General features: G+C 57.0%; 27 protein-coding genes and 1 pseudogene. 13 read left to right on the top strand and 15 right to left on the bottom strand.

The genetic code is table 11. From position 1 onward, the window contains the following. The 4 genes and pseudogenes from WEB64_RS10090 to WEB64_RS10075 form a co-directional block, all read right to left on the bottom strand. Window positions 1–279 (bottom strand): annotated as a pseudogene (locus WEB64_RS10090) (energy transducer TonB); the annotation flags it as partial. Beyond that, window positions 276–686, bottom strand: a complete 411-nt coding sequence (locus WEB64_RS10085) for an ExbD/TolR family protein (RefSeq protein ID WP_368058952.1) — start codon at window positions 684–686, stop codon at window positions 276–278. The pseudogene WEB64_RS10090 and the gene WEB64_RS10085, both read right to left, overlap by 4 nt. Before the next feature lie 3 nt (window positions 687–689). Next, on the bottom strand, window positions 690–1,091 hold the full coding sequence (locus tag WEB64_RS10080; RefSeq protein ID WP_368058950.1) for an ExbD/TolR family protein: 402 nt from the start codon (window positions 1,089–1,091) through the stop codon (window positions 690–692). Then, the gene (locus tag WEB64_RS10075; protein ID WP_368058948.1) at window positions 1,078–1,845 is read right to left on the bottom strand and encodes a MotA/TolQ/ExbB proton channel family protein; all 768 of its coding nucleotides are present in this window, start codon (window positions 1,843–1,845) and stop codon (window positions 1,078–1,080) included. The genes WEB64_RS10080 and WEB64_RS10075 overlap by 14 nt, the downstream gene beginning before the upstream one ends. A 159-nt stretch (window positions 1,846–2,004) precedes the next feature. Between WEB64_RS10075 and WEB64_RS10070 the strand changes: the two genes are divergently transcribed. Next, on the top strand, window positions 2,005–4,365 hold the full coding sequence (locus WEB64_RS10070) for a diguanylate cyclase (RefSeq protein WP_368058946.1): 2,361 nt from the start codon (window positions 2,005–2,007) through the stop codon (window positions 4,363–4,365). Between the two features lie 12 nt (window positions 4,366–4,377). On the opposite strand, the gene WEB64_RS10065 is transcribed toward WEB64_RS10070, so the two are convergent. Then, complete coding sequence (locus WEB64_RS10065) at window positions 4,378–4,665, bottom strand: ferritin (protein ID WP_368058944.1); 288 nt, start codon at window positions 4,663–4,665, stop codon at window positions 4,378–4,380. A gap of 82 nt (window positions 4,666–4,747) precedes the next feature. Between WEB64_RS10065 and WEB64_RS10060 the strand changes: the two genes are divergently transcribed. Continuing rightward, the gene (locus tag WEB64_RS10060) at window positions 4,748–5,671 is read left to right on the top strand and encodes a DMT family transporter (RefSeq protein WP_368058942.1); all 924 of its coding nucleotides are present in this window, start codon (window positions 4,748–4,750) and stop codon (window positions 5,669–5,671) included. Here the strand turns inward: WEB64_RS10060 and WEB64_RS10055 are convergent. After that, window positions 5,651–6,424, bottom strand: coding sequence for a sulfite exporter TauE/SafE family protein (locus WEB64_RS10055; protein ID WP_368058940.1), 774 nt, complete (start codon window positions 6,422–6,424; stop codon window positions 5,651–5,653). The genes WEB64_RS10060 and WEB64_RS10055 overlap by 21 nt on opposite strands. Before the next feature lie 87 nt (window positions 6,425–6,511). Next, window positions 6,512–7,609 carry a hypothetical protein gene (locus WEB64_RS10050; RefSeq protein ID WP_368058938.1) on the bottom strand — a complete coding sequence of 366 codons (1,098 nt, stop codon included), beginning with the start codon at window positions 7,607–7,609 and terminating at the stop codon, window positions 6,512–6,514. Window positions 7,610–7,677: 68 nt separating this feature from the next. Here WEB64_RS10050 and WEB64_RS10045 point away from each other — a divergent pair, with 68 nt between their 5' ends. The 3 genes from WEB64_RS10045 (at window position 7,678) to WEB64_RS10035 (ending at window position 10,505) form a co-directional block, all read left to right on the top strand. Then, window positions 7,678–8,229, top strand: a complete 552-nt coding sequence (locus WEB64_RS10045; protein ID WP_368058936.1) for a glutathione peroxidase — start codon at window positions 7,678–7,680, stop codon at window positions 8,227–8,229. Between the two features lie 82 nt (window positions 8,230–8,311). Continuing rightward, window positions 8,312–9,811 (top strand): amidase, encoded by a 1,500-nt coding sequence (locus WEB64_RS10040; RefSeq protein ID WP_368058934.1) that lies wholly within the window; start codon window positions 8,312–8,314, stop codon window positions 9,809–9,811. Between the two features lie 118 nt (window positions 9,812–9,929). Continuing rightward, window positions 9,930–10,505 carry a hypothetical protein gene (locus WEB64_RS10035; protein WP_368058932.1) on the top strand — a complete coding sequence of 192 codons (576 nt, stop codon included), beginning with the start codon at window positions 9,930–9,932 and terminating at the stop codon, window positions 10,503–10,505. 137 nt (window positions 10,506–10,642) lie between these two features. Here the strand turns inward: WEB64_RS10035 and WEB64_RS10030 are convergent, their stop codons facing one another. Genes WEB64_RS10030 through WEB64_RS10015 form a run of 4 tightly spaced genes read right to left on the bottom strand, consistent with a single transcriptional unit; the run spans window position 10,643 to window position 14,708 of the window. Beyond that, a complete protein-coding gene (locus WEB64_RS10030) occupies window positions 10,643–11,779 on the bottom strand; it encodes a HupE/UreJ family protein (RefSeq protein ID WP_368058930.1) in 1,137 nt (378 codons plus the stop codon). Next, window positions 11,776–13,014, bottom strand: coding sequence for a hypothetical protein (locus WEB64_RS10025; protein WP_368058928.1), 1,239 nt, complete (start codon window positions 13,012–13,014; stop codon window positions 11,776–11,778). Before WEB64_RS10025 ends, WEB64_RS10030 begins: the two co-directional genes overlap by 4 nt. Then, complete coding sequence (locus tag WEB64_RS10020; protein ID WP_368058926.1) at window positions 12,974–13,216, bottom strand: hypothetical protein; 243 nt, start codon at window positions 13,214–13,216, stop codon at window positions 12,974–12,976. The genes WEB64_RS10025 and WEB64_RS10020 overlap by 41 nt, the downstream gene beginning before the upstream one ends. A gap of 10 nt (window positions 13,217–13,226) precedes the next feature. Next, window positions 13,227–14,708 carry a DUF4331 domain-containing protein gene (locus tag WEB64_RS10015; protein WP_368058924.1) on the bottom strand — a complete coding sequence of 494 codons (1,482 nt, stop codon included), beginning with the start codon at window positions 14,706–14,708 and terminating at the stop codon, window positions 13,227–13,229. A 211-nt stretch (window positions 14,709–14,919) separates the two neighbouring features. Between WEB64_RS10015 and WEB64_RS10010 the strand changes: the two genes are divergently transcribed. Both WEB64_RS10010 and WEB64_RS10005 read left to right on the top strand, forming a co-directional pair. Further along, entirely contained in the window at window positions 14,920–15,474 is a 555-nt protein-coding gene (locus tag WEB64_RS10010; RefSeq protein ID WP_368058922.1) for a sigma-70 family RNA polymerase sigma factor, read from the top strand. Continuing rightward, window positions 15,471–16,166 (top strand): anti-sigma factor, encoded by a 696-nt coding sequence (locus WEB64_RS10005; protein WP_368058920.1) that lies wholly within the window; start codon window positions 15,471–15,473, stop codon window positions 16,164–16,166. Before WEB64_RS10010 ends, WEB64_RS10005 begins: the two co-directional genes overlap by 4 nt. Window positions 16,167–16,240: 74 nt before the next feature. Here the strand turns inward: WEB64_RS10005 and WEB64_RS10000 are convergent, their stop codons facing one another. Further along, complete coding sequence (locus WEB64_RS10000; RefSeq protein ID WP_368058918.1) at window positions 16,241–17,629, bottom strand: HDOD domain-containing protein; 1,389 nt, start codon at window positions 17,627–17,629, stop codon at window positions 16,241–16,243. A 213-nt stretch (window positions 17,630–17,842) separates the two neighbouring features. On the opposite strand from WEB64_RS10000, the gene WEB64_RS09995 reads away from it, so the two are divergent. The 3 genes from WEB64_RS09995 to WEB64_RS09985 are packed head-to-tail and all read left to right on the top strand — an operon-like array spanning window position 17,843 to window position 20,328. Continuing rightward, complete coding sequence (locus WEB64_RS09995; protein WP_368058916.1) at window positions 17,843–18,850, top strand: methionine ABC transporter ATP-binding protein; 1,008 nt, start codon at window positions 17,843–17,845, stop codon at window positions 18,848–18,850. Continuing rightward, window positions 18,850–19,515: a methionine ABC transporter permease gene (locus tag WEB64_RS09990; protein WP_368058914.1), complete on the top strand. Its 666-nt coding sequence runs from the start codon at window positions 18,850–18,852 to the stop codon at window positions 19,513–19,515. Before WEB64_RS09995 ends, WEB64_RS09990 begins: the two co-directional genes overlap by 1 nt. Window positions 19,516–19,548: 33 nt before the next feature. Next, window positions 19,549–20,328, top strand: coding sequence for a MetQ/NlpA family ABC transporter substrate-binding protein (locus WEB64_RS09985; protein WP_368058912.1), 780 nt, complete (start codon window positions 19,549–19,551; stop codon window positions 20,326–20,328). A gap of 89 nt (window positions 20,329–20,417) precedes the next feature. Here the strand turns inward: WEB64_RS09985 and WEB64_RS09980 are convergent, their stop codons facing one another. After that, a complete protein-coding gene (locus WEB64_RS09980) occupies window positions 20,418–21,071 on the bottom strand; it encodes a peroxiredoxin (RefSeq protein ID WP_368058910.1) in 654 nt (217 codons plus the stop codon). Between the two features lie 253 nt (window positions 21,072–21,324). Between WEB64_RS09980 and WEB64_RS09975 the strand changes: the two genes are divergently transcribed. From WEB64_RS09975 to fghA, 3 genes are all read left to right on the top strand, one after another. Continuing rightward, a complete protein-coding gene (locus tag WEB64_RS09975; protein WP_368058908.1) occupies window positions 21,325–22,236 on the top strand; it encodes an alpha/beta fold hydrolase in 912 nt (303 codons plus the stop codon). 340 nt (window positions 22,237–22,576) lie between these two features. Further along, window positions 22,577–23,005 (top strand): CBS domain-containing protein, encoded by a 429-nt coding sequence (locus WEB64_RS09970; protein ID WP_368058906.1) that lies wholly within the window; start codon window positions 22,577–22,579, stop codon window positions 23,003–23,005. 33 nt (window positions 23,006–23,038) lie between these two features. Then, on the top strand, window positions 23,039–23,887 hold the full coding sequence (gene fghA / locus WEB64_RS09965) for an S-formylglutathione hydrolase (RefSeq protein WP_368058904.1): 849 nt from the start codon (window positions 23,039–23,041) through the stop codon (window positions 23,885–23,887). Window positions 23,888–23,891: 4 nt separating this feature from the next. Here fghA and WEB64_RS09960 read toward each other — a convergent pair whose 3' ends face one another. Next, window positions 23,892–24,782 carry a DUF6279 family lipoprotein gene (locus tag WEB64_RS09960; RefSeq protein ID WP_368058902.1) on the bottom strand — a complete coding sequence of 297 codons (891 nt, stop codon included), beginning with the start codon at window positions 24,780–24,782 and terminating at the stop codon, window positions 23,892–23,894. A gap of 125 nt (window positions 24,783–24,907) precedes the next feature. Next, window positions 24,908–26,029 (bottom strand): HD-GYP domain-containing protein, encoded by a 1,122-nt coding sequence (locus WEB64_RS09955; RefSeq protein ID WP_368058900.1) that lies wholly within the window; start codon window positions 26,027–26,029, stop codon window positions 24,908–24,910. Window positions 26,030–26,189 lie beyond the last annotated feature (160 nt).

Below are 26,189 nucleotides of genomic sequence, written 5' to 3'. Positions count from 1 at the left end.
TGGCTCTGGCTCTGGCTCTGGCTCTGGCTCTGGCTCTGGCTCTGGCTTGGGTGTTGGTTTTGGTTGTTCCGGTTTCGGGGGTGTTTCAACCGGCTGGAGCTTGGGGGCGGCCGGTTTCGGATTGTCTGCCAGTGAGATCCGAATGGATTGCGCCGTATTGACGGCGCTTTGACCCTCCGGCTGATTGAGCTCGGGAGTGGCGGGAGCGGCCAGCAGCAGAGTAAGTGCCGTCAGCAATAACGATACCAACAGAATACTGATACGTGCGCCTGTGCTCACTGGCGGGGCTCCGTCAACAGTATGACGTTCTCATAGCCGCCGTCTTCCAGCAGACGAAACAGTCGTTCAAGGTCACTCATGGTGACCGTCCGGTCTGCGGCAATGCGCAGCTCCCGGTTGGCCTCGGGCTCTGACAGCGTACTTAGTAACGTGTCTGCATTTACGCTCTGGCCTTCGACGGACCAGTCGGTGCCGCTTTTTACCAGCAAATCTGCTTCCGGGGACTGCGGACTGCGTGGTTCGGACACGTTGGGCAATTCCGGTAACGGTGTCGCCGCCATCTGTCCGGCCACCATAAAGAACATCAATAGCAGGAAGACGAGGTTGATCAGGGGCAACAGGCTGTCTTCAACCCGCTCCATCAGGCTCTTGCCGCTTCCCGGTGGCGGCGGTACCAGTAACTCCATCGCTTAATCGCCTCCGGTTTCCGCTGAAGTTCGCTGCCAGCGTACTTTGAAGCCCGCTCCGTTCAGCTCGCTGAGACTGGTGGTAAAACCGGCCAGGGAGGCATCGCCATCGGCTTTCAGATTCAGCTCTCGGATACTGGCTGCCTGCAGGGCGGATACCAGCTCCTGGAGCTGCCAGCGCTGATCGTTCCAGCTCAGTTCACCGGAGCTTTCCAATATCACCAGTGGATGTGGCTCACCCTGGGTCGTCCCCCGGGAAGCGGTGCTGTTCTCAAGTTCCAGGTGTTCGGTGGGCAACAGCCGGGTCGTCAGCATAAAAAACACCAGCAGGATAAACACCACATCAATCAGCGGCGTGATGCGAATAGGCATCGGCCGCGAGGGTCGCGGACTAACCAGCTGCATGGGCTACTCGGTGTTTATGGACGGCGGGTTCTTCGCTGGCCTGATAGGTTGCGGCTACCTGGTGTGCCGCGGCTTCGGGAGCAGGCAAACGGGTCGAGATTATGCGCACCAGAATATCGTTGAGAGTGGTATTCAGTCGGCGCAGTCGGAACTCGATCCAGGCGGCCAGGGCGGCAAACGGAATCGCGATCACCAGGCCAGCAGCGGTGGTGGTCAGGGCTTCATAAATACCACCGCTGAGCTCGGCGGCCCCTGCCTGTCCGGTTGAGGCTGCCATCGCGCTGAAGGCTGCCATCATGCCCATAACAGTGCCTAGCAGACCCAGTAGTGGCGCCAGAGCGGCGATGACTTCAATGATCTTCAGCGGTGCCTCAAAAGGCTGTAACGCTTTCTGGGACCGGCGAGCCAACTCTTCGCGAAGTGCTGCAGGGTCAAGACGGTCCAGGCGTGCGCTCATCGCATAGGCCATAAGAGGCGCGAGAGGGTTTGCCCGGGCGAACCAGCCCGACGATGCTTCGATCTGCTCCGGTGTCTGCCGCGCCGGTTGCTGCTGCCATTGCTCAAGCGCCGAGCGTAGCCGACGGGTCATGCGGGGGGCGAACACGGCTCCGGATACCATCAAATAAAAAAAGGTAACCAGGCCTGTAACGGCGAGCCCGATCAGTACCAACATGACTGGGCCACCCATTTCGATCAATTGCTGTAAGGGTGTCAGTGCGGCGCCCGATGCTGCGGTGAGAGTAGAGTCCGACATGTGTGAGCCTCGTAAACTGAATAACGAAACAAATGATAACGATTATCGTTAAAGGTTTCCAGCCGTAACCGGAATTTTGAGGACTCTCTGGTACACTTGCGGCCGTAATCGCCCCTTGGGTGCTGTGGCCAGGTTTGACATCGAATATCCGGAGACATTTTGCGAAACACCCTGACACAATGGTTCGACAGTCTCGTCAATAGGGCCGTGCTGCTCGTTGTTGGCGTGACTGTTCTGACCGCCGTTATCGTGACGATAGTCAGTGTGCAGGTCAGCAGACAGGAACTGGAAGTTCAGGCGCGCGCGCAGGTGAAGACGGTTGCGAGTATGGTCGCCCTTGATGTTGACCAGAAATTAGCGGATCGATTTTTAGTCCTGTCCAATGTGGCTGAATCGCTAACGATGGAGCAGCTTACCTTCGAGTTGCGCGCGCAGTTGCTGGTCGAGCGGCAGGTTGCGCTGCATCACCTGTTTAACGACGTCTATTTGTTCGACCACCAGGGAGTGGTGTTGAGCCATTACCCCCTTGATGCGATGGAAATTGGCTTTGACGCCGGTCAAAGGAGTTATTTCAGGCAAACCAGCCTACAGTTGACGCCGATGGTATCGGAACCTTTTATCTCCTTCCCCAACGCTGAGCCTACGGTCATGATGACAGCCCCGGTTTTTGATCATAAAGGCCGGTTTATCGGCATTATCGGTGGCTCGATCGCTCTTGAGAGTGACAATTTTTTGGGTCGGGTGCTCACTAATCGTTTAGGGGAGTCGGGTTATCTCGGTATTGCCACGCGCTCTGGAATCACTCTCGCTCACCCCCGCGCTGATGAGGTGATGCAGCCGCTGCCGCCAGCCAATGAAGCACTGCAAGAGGCGGTGAATGGCTATGAGGGTACGCGATTTACGGTAAACAGCCTGGGGCGAGAGACGCTGGTCTCGGTCCAGCAGATGAATCAGGCACCCTGGTTCGTGATTGCGGTGTGGCCACTGGAGGAAGCGCTTGCTTCAATTAACCGACTTACCAGGCTCCTGCTCTGGGTCTCCCTCGCGGCCATCCTTATGTTGGCGCCGCTGGCGTGGTGGCGGTTCCGCAAACTGCTCGGGCCGTTGGGGAAGCTGGACAAACAAATCAACGAACGTCATCAGGGTTTGCGTACCATGCCCGTCGATGTCACCGGGGGTCGGGAAATTCGCGAGGTTGCGGAAACCTTCAATCAGGTCATGGAGGAGCGGGGACACGCGATGGCGTCCTTGGTCGAGCGTGAAGCTTTTTTCCGGTCACTCTCCCAAAGCGCACCGGTGGGCATCGTACAGACCGATGTGCTTGGTCGCATTGAGTTTGTTAACCCGGCCTTTGAGGCTATTATCGGCCAGTGTCTGGCCCAATTGCAGCGCCAGCACCTGATGACGGGAGTGTATGAGGGTGACCGCACCAGCGTCACAGTGGCCTGGCGGGAGGCTCTCCATCAGGGGCGCACCTATCGGGGTCAGTTCCGCATTTCAGATAAGCTATCCGGCCGGCTGATCTGGGTGGATACCATGACTTCGTCGATACAGACAGCGAATAAGGCTCTCGGCACCATTTCGATTGTCCACGACATAACCCATGAGCGAGAAATCGAAGAGCAGCTTAAAACGGAGCAGAGCCGTGCCGAGGGTATCCTCGGAGTTTTACAGGAGGGCGTTCTGCTGACGGATAACCAGGGTCAGATTCGTTATGCCAACTGGGCGGCCTGCAGCTTTCTCGGCGTGGTGGGTGATTGCGTCGGGCAATCCCTGTTTGATTTGTTCAGCGTTGAAGTCGAGGGTAAGAGTTGGACTATCAATGAATTTTTGGCCAAAGAAGAAATCGAAAGTCTTGATGCCGTGATGCGCAATACCCGTAATCAGGTGTTGGATGTAGAGCTGACAATGTTGCGATTGGGGCGTGACACACTCAACGAGCGTCTGGTATTTGTATTGCGGGACGACCGCGAGCGCCGACGGCACGAAGAGAAGCTGTCCTGGGAAGCAACTCACGATACTCTGACGGGCCTGCTCAACCGTCGTGGTTTCAATGGTACCCTCACCAAGTGGCTAATGGAGGCAAAAAACCTGGCGCGGCCGAGCGTACTGATGCTGATTGACCTGGACCACTTCAAACCGGTGAACGATCGGGGCGGCCATTTGCTTGGGGATGAGCTTTTGCGACGGCTGGCGGGCTGCCTTACCGACGCCGTCCGGCAATCGGATTTTGCGGCCCGGCTCGGGGGAGACGAATTCGGGATTATTCTGCCAGCCTGCGGCCTCGCCCGGGCGGAAGAGTTGGCTGAGCATATCAGGGTATCAGTGGAGAGCCTGCGGATCGAAAAAGACGGTGTATCATACGGCGTCACCGCAAGCATCGGTTTGACAGAGTTATCAGCCGATGACTCCGGCCCGCGCGAAACGGTAGCACGGGCTGATGAGGGGTGTTATGCGGCCAAGGCCCGGGGCCGGAATGCGGTGGTTACCGTACCAGCGCCACTCGTGGACACACTGTAGTTTCGCGATCGGCTAGTGATCGGCAATCTCATCTTCGGTAAACAGGAACTCCCGCAAGTGGCCGTCGAATTCCTTACTGTTGCGGCGCATCCACTCCAGGCACATGGCCGCGTGCTCCATTTCTTCACGCATGTTGTGCAGCAGAATTTTCTTCAGCGCTTCATCATCGCAGTCGTCAGCACGCTGACGGTACCAGTCCACCGCTTCCAGCTCCTCCATGATGGAGACGATACAGTGATGGAGGTTCAGGGTTTCTTTTGACAGTCGTTCGCGTGGTGCGTGCAAGTTGTCGCTGGCCATGAGGCAGGTTCTCCCGAAAGTATTAAGGACATTGAATGAAAGAGGCTCAGGATAGCAGGGATTCCGGTGTGGGTAGACCAACATGAACAAGGTTTCAGGTGATGCCGAAAGCCGTCGGCGTTCGCTGCGCCTGAAGGGCTTTCTTATAGCAGGGCTGGGCGTCTTGCTGCTGTCTCCGGATTCGCTGCTGGTCAAGATCACTGAAGTGTCACCGCTGGTGTTCCTGTTCTGGCGTGGCCTTTTTCTGGCTTTCGGTTTCACCGTGATCAACACCCTGCGTTACGGCCGCAAACTGCCAGTGGCGATGGTGAAAGGCGGCTGGGCCGGATTGTATTGTGCGTTTGCGTTCTTCCTCAGCACCGTTGGGTTTGTGACCGGTATCAAGTACACCGCAGCGGGCAACGTGCTGGTTATTCTTAACACCGCCCCCGTGATTGCGGCATTGCTGGCATGGGCCTTCTGGCGGGAACGTTTGCCACTTCGCACCTGGCTGTTGATTGGTGTTTGTGTGGGAGGCGCTACCCTGATGGCGCTGGGAGAAATGGGCAAAGGCGAACCTCTGGGCCTGATAATGGCCGGTTTAGCGGCCTTTGGGCTGGCTTCTAACCTGGCGGTGGCCAGATCCCGCTCTACCGTGGATATGAGCGTGATGCTGGTACTGGGGGCTTTGCTAACGACAGTGGTCGCAGCCGCATTGGGAGGTGCGCAGTGGCCGGGATGGCCGGACATGGGTTTTATCGCGCTATTGTGTCTGGGGTTTTTGCCTTCCGCCACCATTCTCATCCAGACCGGGCCTCGTTACCTGCCCGCTGCCGAAGTGAGCCTGTTGCTGCTACTGGAAACGGTCATCGGCACGTTTCTGGTCTGGGTGTTTCTGGCGGAGGTGCCGCCACCGCTGAGTTTCGTAGGCGGGGGTATTATTCTCGCGGCCCTGGCTCTGAACGGCGCGTTTGAAGCTTTTCGCCAGCGCCGTCGCAACGGCCGTTCAGGTAGGCCACCAACCTGAGGCCAACGCGGCCTGCCAAAGCAAACGCACTGCGAGCAGGGTCAGCAGCACATTGAATACCTGATGGAAACGCCGGTTGCTGAGCGTTGTCAGCAATCTCAGGCCCACCCAGGTGCCGAGGAAACCACAGGCGATCATGGCGGCAACAAATCCGATCCACTCCCTGAAGACAAAACCGGCGACTCCGAAAATCAGTGCTTTGGGCGCATGCTGGAGGGCCATTGCCGCGGCAAACGTAGCGACTGTGGCGTGCCGGTCGGTATGAATCTGCTTGATAAAGGCGGCCACCAGAGGCCCGCTTGCTCCCACAAACAGGCTGACAAAACTGGTCAGGGCAGAGGCGCAGAAAATACCGACCCGGCCAAAGGCTCGTTTGGGCAAGGCCGGTCCCCAGCAAAGGTAGAGTACAAATACCCCGATCGTCAGTTGCCAGAGATAGGCAGGCAGATCAACCAGTAACCAGGCCCCCAACGCCGCGCCTACCAGGACACCGGGTGCAAACGCGGTGATCACACGCCAGTTGATGTGACGCCAGGTCATGGCTACACGACCGCCGTTGGAGCCCATCTGGATCAGTCCATGCACCGGGATGACAGCAACGGGCGGCACCCAGAACGCCATCAGCACCAGCAGCAGCAGACCGCCACCGGCTCCGAGGCTTGCCGTTATCATGGAGGTAAGGACGGAGCAGGCCAGTAAGAACAGCACCACACTGGCTGGCAGCATTTCGGGCAATAGAATGGCAAGCTCCACAACGATTCCATCCTCACAGGGTGTTGGGTACTTTTAAAAGTACTGCTGGTAATAGTACTACTGGTATGAGTACCACTGGCATGCGTGCTACTGGCAGAAATCGGACGCACGGAGCTGTGAGGAATTGCACAGTGCCTCAGTAGCAAGCTGGACATCGGCCACGTAGTACAACGATGCAAGGCCAAGTCGGTTGCGACCAAGATTATGGAAAATCATGCCAAAGGCAATGTCCCCCGAGGTATAGCGGGCCTGATTCTCGGCAAAATACTCTGCTGGCCGTGCGAGCTCGTCGTCGGTAAGCAAGGTATTCACCCGCCCAACGCCGCCGTGATAGGCCTGAATCAGCAATAGCGTAAATAGCCGGTCGCGTTTCTTCTCCGGCAGATGGCCAAAACGTTCTTCAAAAGCCGGGCGGAGGTTGCGGGCATTCTGGCTCATCAGTTTCAGAGCGCAGTCAATCTGGGCCAGGCGGTGCCAGTGAGACCGGGGAGCGATGCCGCAATCGCTCAGAGCGGCGGGCGACAGCTGCAGGATACCTTTGGCGCCCGCCGTCGAATGAGCACGCTGCTGTCCGCCGCTTTCAATCAATAACTGGCCTGCGAGATAGCGGTGTAACTCCGGGGGCAGGTTAAGGCGCTCTTGTTCCAGCCGTTTGTTATAGACCTGTGCAAAACTGTCATGGAGGGATTTCGGTTCGTCCGCATTGCCCACCACGAGATCATCCCAGGTGCCCCAGATCAGTGCCGACGGAATGGTGCCCAGATAGCGCGCAACCGCGTTGTTCAGATCAACGTGAGGCTGTCGGCAGGCGAGCGCAAACGGATAGCCGGTCTGGCCTTGCTCACCTTTTGCCCAGACGTCTACCTGCCCCCGTTTCGCCAGCGACTGACGGGTTCGGTTCAACCCTGCCTGGGTGGCTTCACGGGTGTCTCCATCATCCAGGTAACTGATAAAACGGCCACGAATGTCATAAAAGATATGGCGGTCCTGGTCCGAGCAATAGCCGGACTCCGTCAGCACCCAGCGCCGGATGGTCGTAATGTTGTCGTAGACACCCTGACTGACCCAGTAAGGTGAATCCCGGACGATGGATTTCCAGTCTTCGCGGCCAGCCTCTACTGCGTAGCCCGGCGCCGCAGTACTCATGAGCAGAGCTATCAGGCCTGCAATGACCAGTGTCTTCATATAGGGCTGTTCCTGAGGGTAAATCCAGTCTAATCTGGAAAGCGTATAGGTTAGCAGGAGAGACGTCTATGAGTGCTAATCGGCTTTTTCTCGGTGGCTTGCTGGCGCTATTTAGTTTGGCTACCTCAGGTATCGCGCAAGCGGCCTGCCCTGACTGGCTCGACCATGACTTCCATGAGCTGCGGTCGAGCACTACCTTCAATATCTGTGAAGCCTACGGTGATACGCCGATACTGGTGGTCAATACCGCCAGCTTTTGCGGTTTTTCAGGCCAGTTCCGGGGGCTGGAGTCGCTCCACAAGACCTATTCCGGGCAAGGTCTGGCGGTGGTCGGCGTACCCTCTAACGATTTTCGCCAGGAAGCCCGCACCGAGGAAAAAACCGCCGAAGTGTGTTTCGTTGATTACGGCGTCACCTTCAAAATGACCTCGCCACAGAGCGTGCGCGGAGAGTCTGCCCACCCCTTATTTCGCAAGCTTGCAGAACTCAGTGGTAGCGAGCCCCAATGGAACTTCAACAAATACCTGATCGATCCGACCAGTGGCCAGGTTTGGTATTTCCCCAGCCATGTCAGACCCGGTGATGCCAAGATGACGGAGCAGATTGAAGCGTTATTGTAGTCGTCGTGTGATCTTTGCTCAGAGGTTCACCCGTCGATGAGTTACGGTATGCTGACAGTCTCCTTTGAAGCTGGAAACCATCATGAAGGAATCGGAATACCTGCGCTTTGATGCCGTAGCCCTGGCCGATCTGATCCGTCGTAAGGAAGTCACCGCGCAAGAGGTTTGTGAAGCCGCCATTGAGCGTGCCGCGGTTGCTAATCCCGGTTTGAATACGATTTGTCAGCCTCAGTTCTCCGAAGCATTCAAACAGTCAGTCCCGGCGGACGCTCCTCTCGGCGGCGTGCCTTTTCTATTGAAAGACCTGTGCCAGGAACAGGCCGGCTTTGCCTGCACTTCTGGCAGTCGCGCGCTACGTGACAACGTGCCGGGCCAGGATTCCGAATATGTCCGGCGCAGCAGAAAAGGCGGCCTGGTGTTTCTCGGCCGCACCGCTACACCAGAATTCGGCCTGAAGGCGGTTACTGAATCGGCCCTTTGGGGGCCAACCCGGAACCCCTGGAATACCGATCTCACGCCAGGCGGGTCCAGTGGCGGTTCCGGAGCGGCTGTGGCTGCGGGCATTGTGCCGATGGCGGGGGCAAATGATGGCGGTGGCTCGATTCGCATCCCGGCAGCCTACTGCGGCCTGTTCGGTCTGAAGCCATCTCGGGGCCGGATTTCGGCCGGGCCCCATGAGAGCGAGCACTGGCTGGGGGCCTCATCAGATCATGTTGTGACCCGGACAGTTCGCGACAGCGCCGCTATGCTCGACGTGCTGGCGGGCCCGGCTTCGGGTGATCCGTTCAGTATCCCGCCCCCCGTCGGACGTTATACCGACCTGATGCAGGAAATGCCCCGGCCACTAAAGGTAGGCCTGTTCACGGCCTCACCCTATGACACCGAGGTTGACCAGGCGTGTATCGAAGGGGTTGAGTCGACAGCTCACTTACTGGAAAGCCTGGGCCACCAGGTCGAAATCGCCAAACCGGAGTTTGACGGTAGGGCGCTGGCAAAATGTTACCTGGGGCTCTATTTCGGCGAAGTGTCTGCGTTGATGGCAAAGGCCCGTACTGACTTCGGGGCCAGGGACGCCGATTTTGAGCTTGAGACTCGCTTGCTTGGCATGCTGGGCAAAACGCTACCGCTGCCGGAGTATGTGCGACTGACTCAGCGCTGGAACGAGTTCAGCCGGGCCCTGGGCCTTTTTTTCGAGTCCTATGACCTGTACCTTTGCCCCACCACAGGTCGGATGCCAGCACGAATCGGTGAACTGGAAACCCCTGCACACTTGCGTCTGGCTTCCAGATTGATGCTGTTGCTCAAGGCGGGGCGTCTGGTACATAAAAGCGGGCAAGTGGATGAACTGGCGATGGAAAACCTGGCGCGCACGCCGTTTACCCAGTTGGCTAACCTGACGGGTACGCCCGCCATGTCAGTGCCTCTGTACTGGACCGGCGAAGGTCTTCCGGTGGGTGTGCAGTTTGGCGCCCCCCATGGGGATGAGGCCACGCTGCTGCAGCTGGCAGCGCAACTGGAGGAAGCCAACCCCTGGTTCGCCCACTACGAGCGAACCGAACGGCACTACGGATACGGTTTGTGATCCGATGACACAAACTGCACGTTTATCTTTACAGCGAGAACAGGCTATGCTGTTACTGTAGGAAGTGGTCATCACTTTCTGACCGTCCATGATGTGGCATCGAGGAGGCGTTTGAATTATGAACCAACCGATGGCAATCGACGAATTGATCTCTGTAGCACAGGCTGAGGCCATGGGTGAGCTTGATGCCCCGATGATGGCAATCGTTCTCTCCAATGATCAAAGCTACGACCTACCCATCAACTCTCTGGAAACCGATGCTGACAAGGCCCGTTGGGCGTTGATTCTGCGTGCTGCCCGTGAGCATGTGGAAGCGGACGCCGTTGCGGTACTTTACCCCGCCTGGACCACGGTCCGGGAAAAAAAGGAGGACGGTACTTCGGAAAAACCTTCTGATCCCATAGACACCTTGTTTGTCCAACTCCACACCCGTGATCGCATTTACTGGCGTGGCTTTGAGCAAATCCGGGACCCGCGGCACCAGCGTATTATCGGCTTCAAGCGGATACGCGCGTTGTCAACGGACTATAACCGGGAGGAAACCCCTTCAATAGCCGCCTGGCTGAACACCCTGTTCGACCCGCTGCCCAACGAAGGCCAGGAAACCGAAATAGACCGCGAGTTGGCGGATATGCTGGAAGAGCCCGAAGTAAGCGCGGCGCTCTACCCAAGACAACTGCGAGCACTGCACTGAAAACGGGATGGGGGTGACCTCTCACCCCCGAACCAACTATGCAGGAGCAATGTAGTAGCGATGAAAGAGCGACTTCAGTCGCGAAAATACCTCGGCCTCCGCCGTGTTCGCGGTTAAAATCCCTCCTACCAAGTCATTTACATCGCCCCGGCGCGTTCGACTACCCAGAAAAGACTGATGCAGGAGACCGCTACAATCATCGCGGGCACGGCTGCGCGGGCGTATAGCCGGTGGCGGCCAAGCCAGAACAGCAGCGGGAAGAAGATCACCAGTAGCCCAAGCTGCCCCAGTTCCACACCAATGTTGAATCCTGCCAGGGCGGTGACGGTTTGTGATACACCGCTGGTCAGATCTCCCAGCACGCTGGCAAAACCAAACCCATGGATTAGTCCGAATCCGAAAGCCAGCTTCCAGGTCTTATTACCCAGTATCGGCCAGAACACATTCAGTGCCGCCACGACGATAGACAGTGCAATTACCATCTCAACCCACGCAATCGGCAATGTGACAACATCCAGTGCGGCCAGTGCGAGGGTGATCGAGTGTGCCACCGTAAACGCCGTTACAATGCCTGCCAGTTCCAGTAACCGGGTTGAAAACGACACCGCAGCACGGCCAGAGGCGGGTTGACTCCGCTGTTTCTGGCGAACATAGGTCGCAGGTAATATCAGCACCAACAAGAACAGAATGTGATCAAGCCCGATCAGCAAATGAATCACGCCTTCGTAGAGGAAGGTAGCGAAGGTGCTTAACACGGACGGCTGACCGGCGTTCAGATCAAGGCGATTACTGTCCGGCCCGAGTACGGCGAGTGATTCGCCCTCGGCAGTTGTCCACTGGACCAGCCCCCGGTGCAATGGGTCAACCTCGAACAAAAGCTCATAATTGATGCCGGTCGGGCTGGCACCGTTTGGGCACTGAACGTTGTAACTGGCGGCAGCATAGGCGCCATCACTGTGACGTGAAAGCCCCCATTGCTGACCCGCGAGCGCACAGTGGCCCTGATTGCTGAGGACGGTGACACCCTCGGCCACGAGGCCGGTAATATCAGATCGGGCGGCCCGGACTTCAGCACCGGTGATTTGTTGGTCGTTATTGGCATCCAGAGGTAACACCAATGCCAGGTCTCGCAGCGCCAGATCGACACGCAGAGTGGTGGTGTCGGGGTTACTCTGGTCCAGGTAGAGAAAACTGTCGCTGGCCTTGTGGGCGGCCACGGTGGCACTGCCCAAAGCCATGGTCAGTAGCAGGCACCATTGCATGGAATATTTCATGGCTGTACCTCAGGATAACGTGCATCGTGCTGATTCATCGCGGCCAGCCATTCGCTGGTGGTGTCTGTAGCAGCCGAGTCGCCCGTGGCGCTGGCGGCCCGCAATAGCAGCCTTGTATCCATCGGCTCGCGCTGGTCTTGCCAGTTGTCCAGGGCGTAGCTCAGGGCCTCATCCGGTTGCTGCTGAATATCAAGCAGAAAGCGGGCGTAGTCGCGCTGATGCAGTAGGTTGCCGCGCCAGCGGGCTTCAGTGAAGCGCTCGTCCAGCGTCGCTATCAGGCTTTTTGCCTGCCCCGATCCGGTCGCTTGCAGCGCAATGGCTCTGAGCACGGCGAGTGAGTCGACGTCGTTATAGCCGTCTGTCAGCTCGACCACCTGCTCATAGCGTTCGGCCTGAATCAGCCAGTCTGCCAGTTGCGTGCGGCTGTATAGATCATCCGGGGCCAAGGCCAGTACATTACGCCAGTGCTGTTCCGCTTCGGCTTGGCCGAGCTGAGCAGCAATATCAGCCAGAGTGCCTTCGGCCCAGATAAGCGCGGTGGTATCGCCCTGACGTTGGGCTTGTTGCGTCAGTGCGTTCAGGTCGGCATAGGCGGCCTCTGCCTGCCCGGTGCGGGCCGACACCTGAGCCTTGCAACTGGCGGCAATAAGGCCGGGATAGCGCTTTTCCAGTTGTGTGCAGGCTGTCGCAGCTTCGGCGTACCGGCCCTGGACAATCTCCAGGTTGGCCAGGGTCAGCAACGCCTGAACACGATTCTGGTCACCGGCATCCCCGGTCAGTACTTGATCCAGATCGGCACGGGCATCGGCAAATCGGTGCAGGCTTTGCCACAGGGTCGCCCTGAGCACGAGTAGCCGGTCCGTCATACGGCCCGCTGGCCAGTCTTGCAGCAGGCGTTGGGCGTAACCCAGAAAACGGGGATCGCCTTCGCTTCGGGCCTGCTGTAGATGTGTCTTAACCTTATCCGCAAGCTCTTCAGCGCTGCGAATGTCGGTGGGTTGAGTGACTGACAGGTTCGGCAAGGTAAGCAGAACCTGATCATCGGAGAAATCATCGACTATAGGAGCTGGTGCGCTGAGTGCCGGGGCCGACCAGGTCAATGCCAGTAGCCCCGAAAAAACCCCGCCCCGAAGGGCAGGGAAAATAACCGTCAGCCGGAGACCGGTTGAAAACTGACGGGCACACTCACGCGCATCAGAACAGCTCGTCAAAGGCCTGTTCATTAGTCTGATCATTGAAGCTGAACTCCAGATCATTGATATTGACCGCTTCGCGGGTATCGTTGGTATTGTTGATCTCGTCCTTCACAAACTGCGTGAAGTCCTGACTCTGGGCCACATCGGGCCCGTCGTTCCGGCTACTGCCGTTACCGTTGAAACACCCGGCCAGAGACAGCCCGAGCAGGGCCACCCCGAATAACTTCATAGTGAGTTTCATCAGTCACTCCTTACGAGTTGGGTGAGCCGGCAATGGGTGTTGCCAGGTACGGGAACACGGTTTGCAACTCGGCGGGATCAAGTTGAACGCCGTCGGTAAACGGAGCGTCTTTGTTCGGTGCGTCAGTGGTCAGAGCACCCATGACAACCCGCAGGGCAGAATCCACCACGTCATCGACCGGACGACGGCCATTCGGGAAACCGGCATTGTCGCCACCCAGCACACCCAGATCGTTCTGGCTTGCGGCGGCGGTTGCCGGAATCGCGGGATTAAGACGTAGCATTTCCGAGGCAGTCACACCGGCAGGCATGTTGACGTCCGGCACGCCGGTCAGGAAGGCGGTGACAAGATCGTTACGCGGGAAGTTGTCAGGTGCTACGGCACCGGCACCACCGAACAGGATTTCCAGCAACTCTGGCAGCGTCGGATGGGTGACATAGTCGATAAACTGACCATCACCGGAAGGCTCACTGGCGTTGAAGGCATCTTTGTCCTTCAGGCCAATAACCACTTCGTTAACCAGCGGCATGCCGAGACGGGAAACCTGCGCATAAGCACCGCCTTCGACGGTTGCACCCTTGTCATTGGCCATTGGCGCCGGGTTGATCACCCGTGCCTGGCGGACACTGGCGGTGGTCCAGGCGCCTATGACCGGACTGCCGGTGCCATCCATCGCGGTATTGGCTGAGCCGGTCAGGCAGGCGGTCGGAACTTCGAGAGCAAATGATGTGACGTTCTTGTCAGCCAGATCGCCAGGGCCTTCCGCATCACGGGCGCCCAAGGGGTTGGTATTGACCAGATCGAAGATTTCACCGAGGTTTACGGCAAAGGCTTCTTTGCGCTGGCCCACAAAGACTCGGCCGTTGGCACTGCATCCCGGAATGGCAATTTCGTTGACGAACCCATCGGCGTAAGCAGCGTAGTCGCCGAAGGATTTGCCGCCGATGTTGTCCAGAGGCTTGCTGAACGTCTCGGTACCGTTAGTCACGTTGGTGGCTACCTGCCGGGTGCCGGACCGACGATCGCCATTGATCACTGTTACGGTGTAATCTTGGCTGAACTGGACATTGGCCGGATCAGAAGCATCGCCAATGTTCTTGAGCGGAACCGAAACCATTTTCTGATTTCCGTCCGGGCCGACAGCCAACTGAATGTCATTGAGCATGTCGCTGAATTTGAACTGGAAGGTCAGGTCTTCAGTGGCATCGCCATTGTTGTCGATGTGAATCTCGTAAATGGCATCCTCATCCAGATCAAAATAGTTGGGTCCGCCGTAGGCATCCTGCAGGGGCAGGTAATTGGCGATCAGGGTGACGAAGTCTTCGCGGCCCGCTTCATAGCTGCGAAACATGTAGAAATCGGTGCCGTCCACTTTGGGAACTTCTGTGATAAACGGCGCTTCCCGATGGCTGGAAGCCTGGCTGACACCGGCAGAAAGGCAAATTCCGGCAATCGCGATCGCGAGGCCGGAGCGTTTTACGAGTGTGTTCATTCCGTATTCCTCATCTATTGTTAGGGTGGTCCGGGAGAATTAAGGGTTCTCCCAATCAATGAGCGGTTGCGAGATCGCAAAAGATGCACCAGATAGCAAAAAAATCGTGAAATAAACGATCAGCGCATCTTTCGGGTCGAGCCGGGCGTACTCATGGCATGTCCCAATGACCGAGTAGATACCAATAACGAGAACGAGCGAGGATTGCTTCATGCTTGAGGACTCAACACAGGATGAACTGATGACTCTGCTGGGTGCCGTAGCGCGTCACGACAGACGGGCGTTCCAGCGGCTATACGAGCAGGTTTCAGGCCGAATGTTTGGCCTTTGCCAGCGCCTGGCTGGCCAACAGGAACTGGCAGAAGAAGCGTTACAGGACGCCTTTATCCGTATCTGGCACCACGCCAGCGAATACCACAGTGATCGGGGTTCTCCCATGAGCTGGATGATGACTATTGCCCGCTACCGGACTCTGGATCTGATTCGTGCTCGCAAGGTACGCCGGACCGCCGGCGATGACGCATTGAATAGTGCTGAAGATGAGCGAGCGGGGCCGTTAGAGGCGACGCTGCAGATGGACGGTTCGGCGGCGCTGACCGGGTGTCTGGATGAATTGAGTCCGTCACAGCGGGACAGTATTTTGCTGTCTTATTATCGCGGGTTTACCCATGACGAGCTATCGACTGCTATGAGTACGCCGGTGGGCACAGTAAAAAGCTGGATCCGGCGCGGGTTACAAGCTTTGAAGAGGTGCCTTGAACAATGAAAAAAACACCAGAACGCATTGAGAGTCTGGCCGCGGAATACGTGCTAGGCTCATTGACAGGCCCGGCGCGCAAGCGTTTTGAACGCTGGATGATGGAATCATACCGGGTACGCCAGGAGGTCTGGTCCTGGGAGGAGACACTGAGTGGGCTGGGCCAGGTAGTGCCGGCAGAAGCGCCCCCCGAACGTGTTTGGACGGCTATAGAGCGACGTTTATGGCCTGAACAGGCACCTTCAAGACCATCCTCCGGGTTCAGCTGGCTATGGCCGAGCTGGGGCTTGCTGGCGACGGCCGCTGCGGTCTTGATGGCGGTATTGCTGGTGCAGCAACCGGAGCCTGAGCGCTTTCCTTTACTGTCGGGTGCTATCGTCCAGGAAGATGTCAAAGATCCGCTTTGGCTGGTGAGTGAAGCAGGCGATGACAATCGCTTGCGCCTCAGACCGGTCGCCGCCGAGGCTGCTCAACCAGACCGGGATTATGAGCTGTGGGTGGTACCCGAGGAAGGCCAGCCGCTGTCCCTGGGGGTGATTCCGGTCGGGGACGATGTGCTGCAGATAGAGCTCAATGATTCCGTTCGCGCCGCCCTGGAAAAGAGCCGTACTCTGGCAATCAGCCTGGAACCAAAAGGTGGCTCCACTACAGGTGCGCCCACAGGGCCTATCCTGCACGTAACCAAGCTGTACGACCTGTAATCAGGTGCTTCTTGAGCCCAGTGAATTGGCCTGAGCAAGCCCGGGAAATCCCGGGCGTTAGCGCCCGAAAGCTTTTAGTGGCTGGATAGCAGTGTAATGCACAATTGTGCGTGCTGAACAAAGTGACTAAAGGAGATGAGTTGAGTGGCATCGGGTACTGCGTTAATGTCGGCGTTGTCCGCATAGAACATGCCGACCAGTCGTCCATTCGCCAGTAGCGGGCCCGTCAGCGCGGGCACCTGGCAGAGCCAGGGATCGGACCCCGGGGTCCCGGCCTGTCGGGCTGGCTGATAGATACCGCACACTTTTTGCGGTAGCAGAACGCCCAGTTCGCCGGTGCCGTCCCGTGCCACCACGAAGGCTTCACGCCAGGAATCGGTGCCGGGGCCTGCTACCTTGCGGGGGATCAGTTTGTTGCCGCTGCGGTCTGCCATCAACAACGCGACCCGCCTCATGCCGACGGCTTTTTGAATACCGTTAATAACAAGCTGGCAGACCTCGTTAATGTCGGGTTTGTTGGTCAGGCTGTGGCTGAGTTCCCGCAATATCTGAAGTTCCAGGGCTGGATCGGTGGGTGGGGCCGCTGATGTTTGCGGTTTGGTTGCTTCACGGCCGTCGGGTAGCAGCGCAGCAACCTGGGGTATACCAAGGGAGTTGGCAATCTTGGAGGCTTCTCCTGCGTTGATCCGAACCTGGTCCCGCACCGTGGCGGTGGATTCACCGACTTCTCCGGCCAGAGCGTCCAAGACCCGGTCCATTTCCGCGCCACGCCAGCCTTTCTCTGACAGTCGGGCCATCTCGACGCTGTGCCGCACCAGGCTGGAGGCTTTTGAATTGGGCTGGCCCGCAGACACCACATCTTTGATGAACGGTCCAAGGGACCAGGCGTCCACCAGCCCCCGGGTAATCTCGACAAAGGTGGTCTTCAGAACTTTTTTCTGCGCCGCGACGGCAGGCTCCCCGCCCTGGAGGAGGAGTTCCAGCTCATCAGCCTGCTCGGTATCGCAGGACCAGAAGGCCAACTCACCGATGTTCATTAACAGCGCGCCGATAAACACTTCCTCCAACGCCTGCTCATTCCTTTTCGGCAAAAGGCACCGGGCCTGCACGGCCGCATGAAGTGCCCGGGCAAGACATTGCAGCAAATGGGAGCGGTCGCTGCGGGCAAGCAAGGTATCCACAATCAATGACGAGATGGCCATGGATTTGACGGCGTCAAAACCGATCAGCGTGATGGCACGGCTCACAGTGCCGACCTGGGTGCGAGTCTGGTTATAGAACACCGTATTGGAAAGCCGCAGAACCTGGGAGGTGAGCTGAGCATCATTGAGAATAACGTCTGCCAATTGATGAACAGTACTGCTGGTGCTGTCAGCCAATTCATTGATGCGGCGAAGTGTGTTTGCCAGCACTGGCAATTCGACCTTGCTGAGATAATTGACCCAGGCCTGTGTTGAGTTCATTCGTGGGGGCTGTGTTGTTGTGGTCGTGACCAATGAATTTCTGAGCCTCTTATTGTTAAAATTACCTGACTGTAATAATCCTAGCGCATCTGCTAATCCACCGTTAGCAGTTCCGGTAAGTGGTTACAAAACCGCACACTCGGGTTCACCCACCGATTAAGCTATACTGGCGCGTTCTTATTAGCTGCACTCACAAGGTTGCAAGGTTACTTCGTGATTGAATTTGATCAGGTTCAGAAATCCTTTCAGGTCGGCGGCCGGGCGATCCCCGCATTACACCCGACCAGCATAACCATCGAGACCGGTGAAGTGTTCGGTATTGTCGGTCATTCCGGCGCGGGCAAGTCGACGCTGGTCCGTCTGATCAATCTGTTGGAACGGCCCACCGGTGGGCGAGTCCTGATTGATAGCGAGGACGTGACCGGCTATGACGCCAGCGAGCTTCGGGCGTTCCGTCGCAAGGTCGGAATGATCTTCCAGCATTTCAACCTGCTGTCCTCGAAAACAGTGGCGGACAATATTGCGTTCCCCATGCGGCTGGCGGGTATTTACTCGCGTAGCGACATCAACACGCGGGTGGAAGAGCTGTTGGTGCGGGTCGGTCTGTCAGATCAGGCCAGCAAGTACCCTTCGCAATTATCCGGGGGTCAGAAGCAGCGGGTTGGCATCGCCCGCGCTCTGGCTTGCCGCCCGACGATTCTGCTTTGCGACGAAGCCACCAGTGCGCTTGACCCCCAAACTACCCAATCTGTCTTGCGTCTGCTGGGCGACATTAACCGCGAGCTGGGCCTGACCATTGTACTGATTACCCATGAGATGGACGTGGTGCGCCGGGTCTGTGATCGGGTAGCGGTAATGGATGCGGGCCAGGTAGTGGAAATGGGCCGCGTAACGGACGTTTTCCTGCATCCGCAACATCACACCACTCGTGAATTTGTCATGGAGAGTGAGCACATTGACCAGAAGGAGGCGCAGCAGGACCTGGGCCGCGCCCAGGGACGGATTCTGCGGCTGACTTTTCGGGGCGATGCGACCTATAAGCCGCTGCTTGGCCAGGTCGCCCGGGATTCTGGCGTCGATTTCAGCATTTTGTCCGGGCGCATTGACCACATTAAAGAGACGCCCTACGGCCAGCTTACACTTTCATTGGTCGGGGGAGACCTGGAGCTCGCCATGCAAACCCTGAAGGCCGCCGATGTTCACGTGGAGGTGGTGCGCTGATGGAACAGTTACTGACTAACGTGGACTGGACAGAAATTGGCTGGGCAAGCTGGGACACCCTCATCATGGTGGGGCTTTCGTTATTGTTCAGCGTGCTAATCGGATTACCGGTGGGTGTGCTGCTGTTCCTGACCGGCAAGCGTCAACTGCTGGAACAACCCGTGGCTTATGCGGTGCTGTCGTTTGTGGTGAATATCCTGCGGTCGGTACCTTTTATCATCCTGTTGATTGTGATGATTCCGGTCACGGTGATGATTATCGGCACCTCCTTGGGGGTTGCCGGGGCGATACCACCCCTGGTGGCAGGCGGCGCGCCGTTTTTTGCCCGACTGGTAGAGACTTCCTTACGTGAGGTAGACCGGGGCATCATCGAAGCGACCCAGGCTATGGGCGCGACAGTTCGCCAGGTCATCACCGGCGCCCTCCTGCCAGAGGCGCTGCCGGGCATCATTGCGGGCATTACCGTAACGGCGATCACGCTGGTCTCTTACGCGGCCATGTCAGGGGTTGTTGGCGGGGGTGGTCTGGGGGATCTGGCTATACGCTTCGGTTATCAACGATTCCAGACGGACGTGATGGTGATTACAGTAGCGCTTCTGGTGATTTTTGTTCAGTTACTGCAGATGGCGGGTGACCGCCTGGTGCTTTATTTCAGCCGGCGCTGACCGGCACATTTCGAACTAAAAATGAGGATTTTTATGAAAGCGACAAGATTTCTGGCTGCGGTGGCGCTGTTTGCGGTGTTTTCTGTTCAGGCCGCCGAGAAACTCAGTATCGCCGCGACCGCGGTGCCCCACGCTGAGATACTGGAATTCATCAAGCCTGACCTCAAAAAACAGGGCGTAGACCTGGAGATCAAGGTATTTACCGATTATGTTCAGCCAAACGTTCAGGTCAGCCAGTCCGGTATGGATGCCAACTTCTTCCAGCACCAGCCGTACCTGACGGAATTTAATGACGGTCGCGGTACCAGCCTGGTCAGTGTGGTGGGTGTGCATGTTGAGCCCTTCGGTGCCTACTCCAGCAAGATCAAATCGCTGGATGATCTGAAAGACGGTGACACGGTCGCAATTCCCAATGATCCGACCAATGGCGGTCGTGCTTTGTTGTTGCTGCAAAAAGCCGGGCTTATCAAGCTGAAGGACAGCAGCAAGATCACCGCGACTCCGCGGGACATCGCTGAAAACCCGAAGAATCTGGATTTCTACGAACTCGAGGCCGCTACCCTGCCGCGAATCCTCGATCAGGTCGAGCTGGCTATGATCAATACCAACTACGCGCTGGAAGCGGGCCTGAACCCGAACGAAGACGCCCTGATTATTGAAGGCTCGGATTCACCGTATGTGAACATTCTGGTTTCCCGGGAAGACAACAAGGATTCGGAGGCGATGCAAAAGCTGGCTGAAGCCCTGACCTCTGACGCGGTTAAGGGCTATATTGAGGAAAATTACAAAGGCGCCGTTGTACCGGCGTTCTGAACAGGCAGGCCAGCGTTCTGAAAACACAGGCAATAAAAAACCGGCCAATGTTCACTGGCCGGTTTTTTTGTGGCTGAGGTCCGAATGACTTACTCGCCGCCCCAGTTTACTTTCGGGTCGGGCGTCATGCGCAGATACGGTCTGACTGCCTTATAGCCTTTCGGGAACCGTTGCTTGATTTCATCCTCGTCCTGCAGGGATGGCACAATCACCACATCATCGCCGCGTTCCCAGTTCCCAGGCGTAGCGACCTTGTGGTGCTCGGTCAGTTGCAGGGAGTCGATAACCCGCAGAATTTCATTGAAGTTCCGCCCGGTACTGGCCGGATAGGTGATCATCAGGCGTACTTTTTTGTTCGGATCAATGACGAACAGTGAGCGCACGGTGAGGCTGTTATCCGCGTTCGGGTGGATCATGTCGTAAAGTTCGGACACTGAACGATCCTGATCCGCTATGATCGGGAAGTTAACGGTGCAACCCTGGATTTCGTTGATGTCCTTGATCCACTCATGATGGGAGTCGACGGCATCCACACTCAAGGCGATAGCTTTGACATCGCGCTTGGCAAATTCATCTTTAAGCTTTGCCGTCAGGCCCAGCTCCGTGGTGCAAACCGGCGTGAAGTCGGCCGGGTGAGAAAACAGAACACCCCAGCTATCGCCGAGCCACTGATGAAACTGGATTTTGCCTTCACTGGAATCCTGCTCGAAATCCGGTGCGGTATCACCTAGACGTATACTCATATTCGCTCCTCCTCTTCGGGAAAGACTGACTACTCATTAGTCAGCATTGTTTTCAGCAACTCTACATACCTAGTGCCATAAATAGTGCCCGGTAAACCAAAAACCAAGGTCTTTAGGGGCTTTTGATACATTATTTTGCGCTAAGGTTATGTCACCCTCTAACCCGGCGTTCGGCTAAATGACCCCTTTAGAGTGATTGGCAACCCGGTTAAATCCGTTAAGCTTGAAAGATAATCAACAGTTATGGCAGAAAATGATCACGATATCGAGTGAACCGCTGGAACAGCGTATTGAGGCAAATGGCCTTTGCTTTTGTGTAGAGAGCCGTGGCAACCCGGAGGGCGAGCCCGTTATCTTTGTGATGGGACTGGCGGCCCAGATGACGTTGTGGCCGGAGGCGCTGCTGGACGCTTACGCGACGGCTGGTTATCGGGTAATCCGGTTTGATAACCGGGATATAGGCCTGTCGACCCATTTGAAGGACCGCCTTAACGGTCATCCTGTGTCCGTGATGGCCCGGCATCGGTTGGGGCTTTCAATTGATGCCCCCTATTCGTTGAGGGAGATGGCGGCCGATGTGGCTGGCCTGATGGACGCCATGGGGCTTGCCAGCGCGCATCTGGTGGGCGTGTCGATGGGCGGTATGATCAGTCAGATTGTGGCCGCGAATTGGCCGGAAAAGATACGCAGCCTGACCCTGATCATGACGTCAACCAATAGCCCCCGGTTACCGTTACCCCAGTCGAAGCTGATCTGGAAACTGGCGGGGGTCGGTGTCAAAGGCCAGGATGAGACCGCTGTGGTGGCCCGCTCTCTGGACTTCTGGAGGGCCATTCAAAGCCCTGGTTTCCCGCCCCGGGAAGACGATGTACGTGCCAGGATTACCCAGGATTTCCGTCGTAGCTACCATCCGGCTGGCATTCTTCGACAGACACGAGCCATCATGGCAACGGGCAGTTTGTCGTCGATGACGCGACGAATTCGGGTGCCGACGCTGATTATTCATGGCAAATCCGACCCACTGGTCCGTCCGGTGGCAGCGGAGCAGTTGAAATACCTGCTTCCCCACGCCCGTCTGGAGATGATCTACGGCATGGGACATGATCTGCCAGAACCTTTGCTGCAAGATTTTGCGCGCATGAGCCTTGAGATGATTAGCGCTTGACCGAATTTGCTCCTGAGAACGACTACGGCACCAGTTGAACCCGCGCCACTTCGCCTTCAAAGCGCGGACCAGCGAATCTGATGCAGGGTGGCTGTCGAACTGAGTTTCTGGAACAGGTTTCTGATCCGGTCTGTTATCAAATCCAGTTGAGTCACCATGGCTTCCCTGGTGGTTTCATCCAGGATAAGCAGAAACTGTCCGCCCGTAACGAGACCGGCGGTATCGCGGGATCGGCCTCGTCGCTATGCGCTTGAAAATCCGGTTCGGAGTTTGTATTTCCAGTTTCGGTCCCCATTGCCTATGGTTATAGAGAGAGTTGTCCGACAGGAGGATGTTAACCATGCGCTCAATCAAGGTCAGTGATGTGATGTGGAACCACATAGAGCCAATCCGCTGTGGCACGCCCTTGACCAAGGTGGTCAAGGCGCTTCTGGAGAACCATGTAACGGGTTTGCCGGTCGTTGACGCACAGCGGCAGGTACTGGGGTTTGTCTCGGAGCAGGATTGCATTCACGCCTTGCTGGTGAGCAATTATCATTGTGAGGGCGAGCCGCTCGTTGATGACGTGATGTTCAAGGAGCCGGTAACAATAACTGCAGATATGGCCCTGGTGGATGTGGCCCAGAATCTGGGCCACGGCAAGCCAAAGGTCTATCCGGTGACCGATCACGGTCGTCTGATTGGCATTGTGACACGTAGTGCTATTCTGGCAGAACTGGCGCGGGCTGGTTGCGGTATAACCCTGCCGAAGTTTGCCAGAGCCGATTAGCAAGCAGCGATCTAATGACAATTTGGGGTATTTATGGAGTTACTGTCCACCAACGTGAGCTTTAACGGCGAGCACCGTCGTTATCGTCACGCTTCGCCCGTGCTGGGTTGCGATATGGAGTTTGCAGTCTATCTGCCACCTAAAGCGGTAGCGGCCGACCCGGCAAAAGTGCCAGTGTTGTACTGGTTGTCTGGCCTGACCTGTAATGATCAGAATTTCATGCAGAAGGCGGGGGCTCATAGCCGCGCTGCGGAACTTGGTATGGCCATCGTGTGTCCCGATACCAGCCCACGGGGCACGGATCTGCCGGGAGAGCACGAAAGCTATGATTTCGGTAGTGGGGCCGGATTTTATATCAACGCCATGCAGGAGCCCTGGTCGAAGCATTACCGCATGTACGATTATGTCGTCAGTGAGCTGCCCGAGCTGGTTGAGCAGAATTTACCGGTGTCGGACCAGAGAGCAATCAGCGGTCACTCCATGGGGGGCCACGGTGCTCTGATATGTGCGCTGAAAAATCCTGGCCGCTATCGTTCAGTGTCGGCATTTGCCCCGGTCTGCAATCCGACCGAGTGTCCCTGGGGTGTGAAGGCGTTTTCCAGCTATCTCGGGGCTGACCGGGCAGACTGGGCTGAATGGGATGCAACACTGCTGGTTTCCGGCGCATCGGAACGGCTGAAGCTGCTGATTGATCAGGGCACGGCAGACGATTTCCTGTCAGAGCAGCTTAATCCTGAAGCGTTGGCTGATGCCTGTGAGCAGGTTCACCATCCCATCCGGCTGCGGATGCACCAGGGCTACGATCACAGTTACTTTTTTATCGCGTCCTTTATTGATGATCATCTGGATCATCACGCCGAAGCATTGGGCCTGCGTGCCTGAGGCCTCAGCCCTGGCAGCTCAGAGCGTCGAAATCCTGGCGCAGGTTCGCCAGCTCGCTCGTTAGGTGACTGCGCTGTTGGGGTTTTGACTGAGCGACCAGATCACTCATCAGGCTGGCCAGTGCGGGGCCGCTCCGGGAAACCATGGCCTGATATCGTTCGCCGCGCACTTCGGCATTGTCCTCAATGAGTCGGACCATGGCGGAATTGAACCGCTCGCTCTGGCGCTCCTGCAATACCTCCAGCAGAGCCTGCTGCCAACGCGCACGGCCCTCCAGCCAAATTGCTGTCTGGCTCCCCCGCGCCCGATTAAAGGCTGCAACGGTGGATTTTTGCTCATTGTTCAGGGAGCCCAGCCAGCGCTCCGCCCGTTCAAGGATGCGCTGTTCTCGCCGTTGTAGCGACACAGTGGGATCCGGGTCAAGAAACTCTGCTTCTGTTTCCGCCTGATTGGCGGCCATGTTGCGGGTTAGTTCGTCGATCTGCTCATCGGTCAGGGTGGCTAACAAAGCTGTGGCGATGGGCGTGACCTCCATCAGCAGGCGGTCCAACGCCAAAATCAGTTCCGATTGCCAGCCTGCAATATCCTGCTCATCAAGGGGCAGGTTATCGATGTCTGATTCCAGTTCACTTAGCCAGTCTGCATAGCGGGGCAATTCGGTGCTGCAATGCCACCGCCGGAAGGTTTCAATAGACCGATTGAGCTCAGCTTTCTGATCGCCCGTGAGGGTGACGTAGTCTTCCACCCACCAGACGATGCCCCAGTCTGCATAGCGATAGGCCATGCGGGTCGAGCTGCAGGCGGTTAGCAGGGTAAAGGCAATGATCAGGCTGAAGGTGGCAAACCTGCGAGGCACCAGGCGCCGAAGTTGGCCATTGTAGAGCACAGTATTCACACTTTACCTCCAATATCCCGAGTATTTTATTTACGCACCGCAAGCGCTCCCGGCTCACTGTCCAGACAGTCAGGAGTATGTGTGTGGAGGCGGTCTCTTGATCAGTAAAAAGACTAATGCTGTGTTCAGTCAAATTCCCAGAGCAGACCGAAATCCATGGACGGCAGCACATCCACGTCTTCAATCACACGAATGCTGAACTCCAGCAAGCTGCAGTCACGCTTGCAGGCGCGGTGGTAGAAATCACCTTTGGCACCAATGATGGCCTGGGCGGTGGGCCCGGTATGGCGGGCGGGCCGATGAGTGATAACCGCCACTTCGGCGTTGGCGAGCCGGACCAGACAGCCAGGCGGGTAAGGGGTCAGGGCGTTGAGTAAGGCTGAATTGATTTCCGGCCTTGCGCTGTCGAGGGCGGCGCTTCGAATGGCCTTCATGGCGTCAGTGACCGTTAACCGGTCACGGTAGGCGCGTCGGGTGATCATGGCAGTGTAATGCTCAGCGAGAGCAAGAATCTGGGCTTCCGGCAAAGTGTTTTCGCAGGTCAAGCCGACCGGATAACCGGTGCCGTCATGATGTTCGTGGTGCTGCTCAATGATGGTCAGTAGCTGCCGGTTTTTTATGCCCGCTTCCCGTAGAGCTTTTGCGCTCAGCAACGGGTGCTTGCGGATCACTTGCCGCTGCTGGTCGGTCAAACTCCGTGCCGAGCGGTTGAGTTTATCGAGAAACGGTAGCAGCGCCAGGTTTGCTGTCAGGGCCGCACCCAGAAGCACCAGTACACGGTTTTCTTCAAAACCCAAGGCCCGGGCAGTGAAGTGACAAATAATGGCGTAGAACAGGGTTTGTTCATAAGCCGTAGGTTCGACCGAATAAAGATGGACCAGAGCCAGGCTTGGGTCCGGTGCGCTCAGGCAAATGTCGTCAATCAGGCGTGCCAGAGCGGTCAGTCGTTGAGACGCGTCGCTCTGTCGGTCAGAAATAGCCGTGAGGGTGGTTTCCAATTCCCGCAACAGGCCGGGGTACTCCTGAAAAGGGTTGCAGGTCCGGATGTCCTCAACCAGCTCCGGTTTAAATTCCACCGGCTTACGTGGATAGAAAAGCGCGCGCTCGAAGAGCTGCTCAAGCAGGGATTCGCTGTGTATTACATGGCCCTGGCGCAGTAGCACATTGCCACTGACGTCATACACGGTCCACGGGAGCGGCTTGCCAACCACCAGCGCTCCGGGGGCAACTCGGACAAGATCGGACACGCTTAGATCATCACCTGTTTTTGTTGTGGGTATGCCAAGGGGCACGGGCTAGAGTCAGGATTTTATAAGCAATTCGGAAAGTTTAAACCATAAAGGTTTTCGTGTCTTTGTACCGATGCAGACGTTTAGTGATTGTGTCGCTAATGCAAGTATTTTGTCA

It is taken from the genome of Marinobacter sp. (genome assembly GCF_040882185.1).
In the GTDB taxonomy this organism is placed as follows: Bacteria; Pseudomonadota; Gammaproteobacteria; order Pseudomonadales; family Oleiphilaceae; genus Marinobacter.
The sequence above is the reverse complement of the archived record's forward strand: the minus strand, read 5'-3'. Positions and strand labels throughout refer to the sequence as shown.

Bases quoted from the DNA above. Each gene is read 5' to 3' on its own strand.
- WEB64_RS10045 (WP_368058936.1), top strand. From the start codon at position 7,678: ATGAGTGCTAATCGGCTTTTTCTCGGTGGCTTGCTGGCGCTATTTAGT.
- WEB64_RS10050 (WP_368058938.1), bottom strand. From the start codon at position 7,609: ATGAAGACACTGGTCATTGCAGGCCTGATAGCTCTGCTCATGAGTACT.
- WEB64_RS10060 (WP_368058942.1), top strand. From the start codon at position 4,748: ATGAACAAGGTTTCAGGTGATGCCGAAAGCCGTCGGCGTTCGCTGCGC.
- WEB64_RS10010 (WP_368058922.1), top strand. From the start codon at position 14,920: ATGCTTGAGGACTCAACACAGGATGAACTGATGACTCTGCTGGGTGCC.
- WEB64_RS10005 (WP_368058920.1), top strand. From the start codon at position 15,471: ATGAAAAAAACACCAGAACGCATTGAGAGTCTGGCCGCGGAATACGTG.
- WEB64_RS10080 (WP_368058950.1), bottom strand. From the start codon at position 1,091: ATGCAGCTGGTTAGTCCGCGACCCTCGCGGCCGATGCCTATTCGCATC.
- WEB64_RS09985 (WP_368058912.1), top strand. From the start codon at position 19,549: ATGAAAGCGACAAGATTTCTGGCTGCGGTGGCGCTGTTTGCGGTGTTT.
- WEB64_RS10040 (WP_368058934.1), top strand. From the start codon at position 8,312: ATGAAGGAATCGGAATACCTGCGCTTTGATGCCGTAGCCCTGGCCGAT.
- WEB64_RS10025 (WP_368058928.1), bottom strand. From the start codon at position 13,014: ATGATCAGACTAATGAACAGGCCTTTGACGAGCTGTTCTGATGCGCGT.
- WEB64_RS09990 (WP_368058914.1), top strand. From the start codon at position 18,850: ATGGAACAGTTACTGACTAACGTGGACTGGACAGAAATTGGCTGGGCA.
- WEB64_RS10035 (WP_368058932.1), top strand. From the start codon at position 9,930: ATGAACCAACCGATGGCAATCGACGAATTGATCTCTGTAGCACAGGCT.
- WEB64_RS10015 (WP_368058924.1), bottom strand. From the start codon at position 14,708: ATGAACACACTCGTAAAACGCTCCGGCCTCGCGATCGCGATTGCCGGA.
- WEB64_RS10000 (WP_368058918.1), bottom strand. From the start codon at position 17,629: ATGAACTCAACACAGGCCTGGGTCAATTATCTCAGCAAGGTCGAATTG.
- WEB64_RS10075 (WP_368058948.1), bottom strand. From the start codon at position 1,845: ATGTCGGACTCTACTCTCACCGCAGCATCGGGCGCCGCACTGACACCC.
- WEB64_RS10020 (WP_368058926.1), bottom strand. From the start codon at position 13,216: ATGAAACTCACTATGAAGTTATTCGGGGTGGCCCTGCTCGGGCTGTCT.
- WEB64_RS09970 (WP_368058906.1), top strand. From the start codon at position 22,577: ATGCGCTCAATCAAGGTCAGTGATGTGATGTGGAACCACATAGAGCCA.
- WEB64_RS10030 (WP_368058930.1), bottom strand. From the start codon at position 11,779: ATGAAATATTCCATGCAATGGTGCCTGCTACTGACCATGGCTTTGGGC.
- WEB64_RS10085 (WP_368058952.1), bottom strand. From the start codon at position 686: ATGGAGTTACTGGTACCGCCGCCACCGGGAAGCGGCAAGAGCCTGATG.
- WEB64_RS10065 (WP_368058944.1), bottom strand. From the start codon at position 4,665: ATGGCCAGCGACAACTTGCACGCACCACGCGAACGACTGTCAAAAGAA.
- WEB64_RS09980 (WP_368058910.1), bottom strand. From the start codon at position 21,071: ATGAGTATACGTCTAGGTGATACCGCACCGGATTTCGAGCAGGATTCC.
- WEB64_RS09975 (WP_368058908.1), top strand. From the start codon at position 21,325: ATGATCACGATATCGAGTGAACCGCTGGAACAGCGTATTGAGGCAAAT.
- fghA (WP_368058904.1), top strand. From the start codon at position 23,039: ATGGAGTTACTGTCCACCAACGTGAGCTTTAACGGCGAGCACCGTCGT.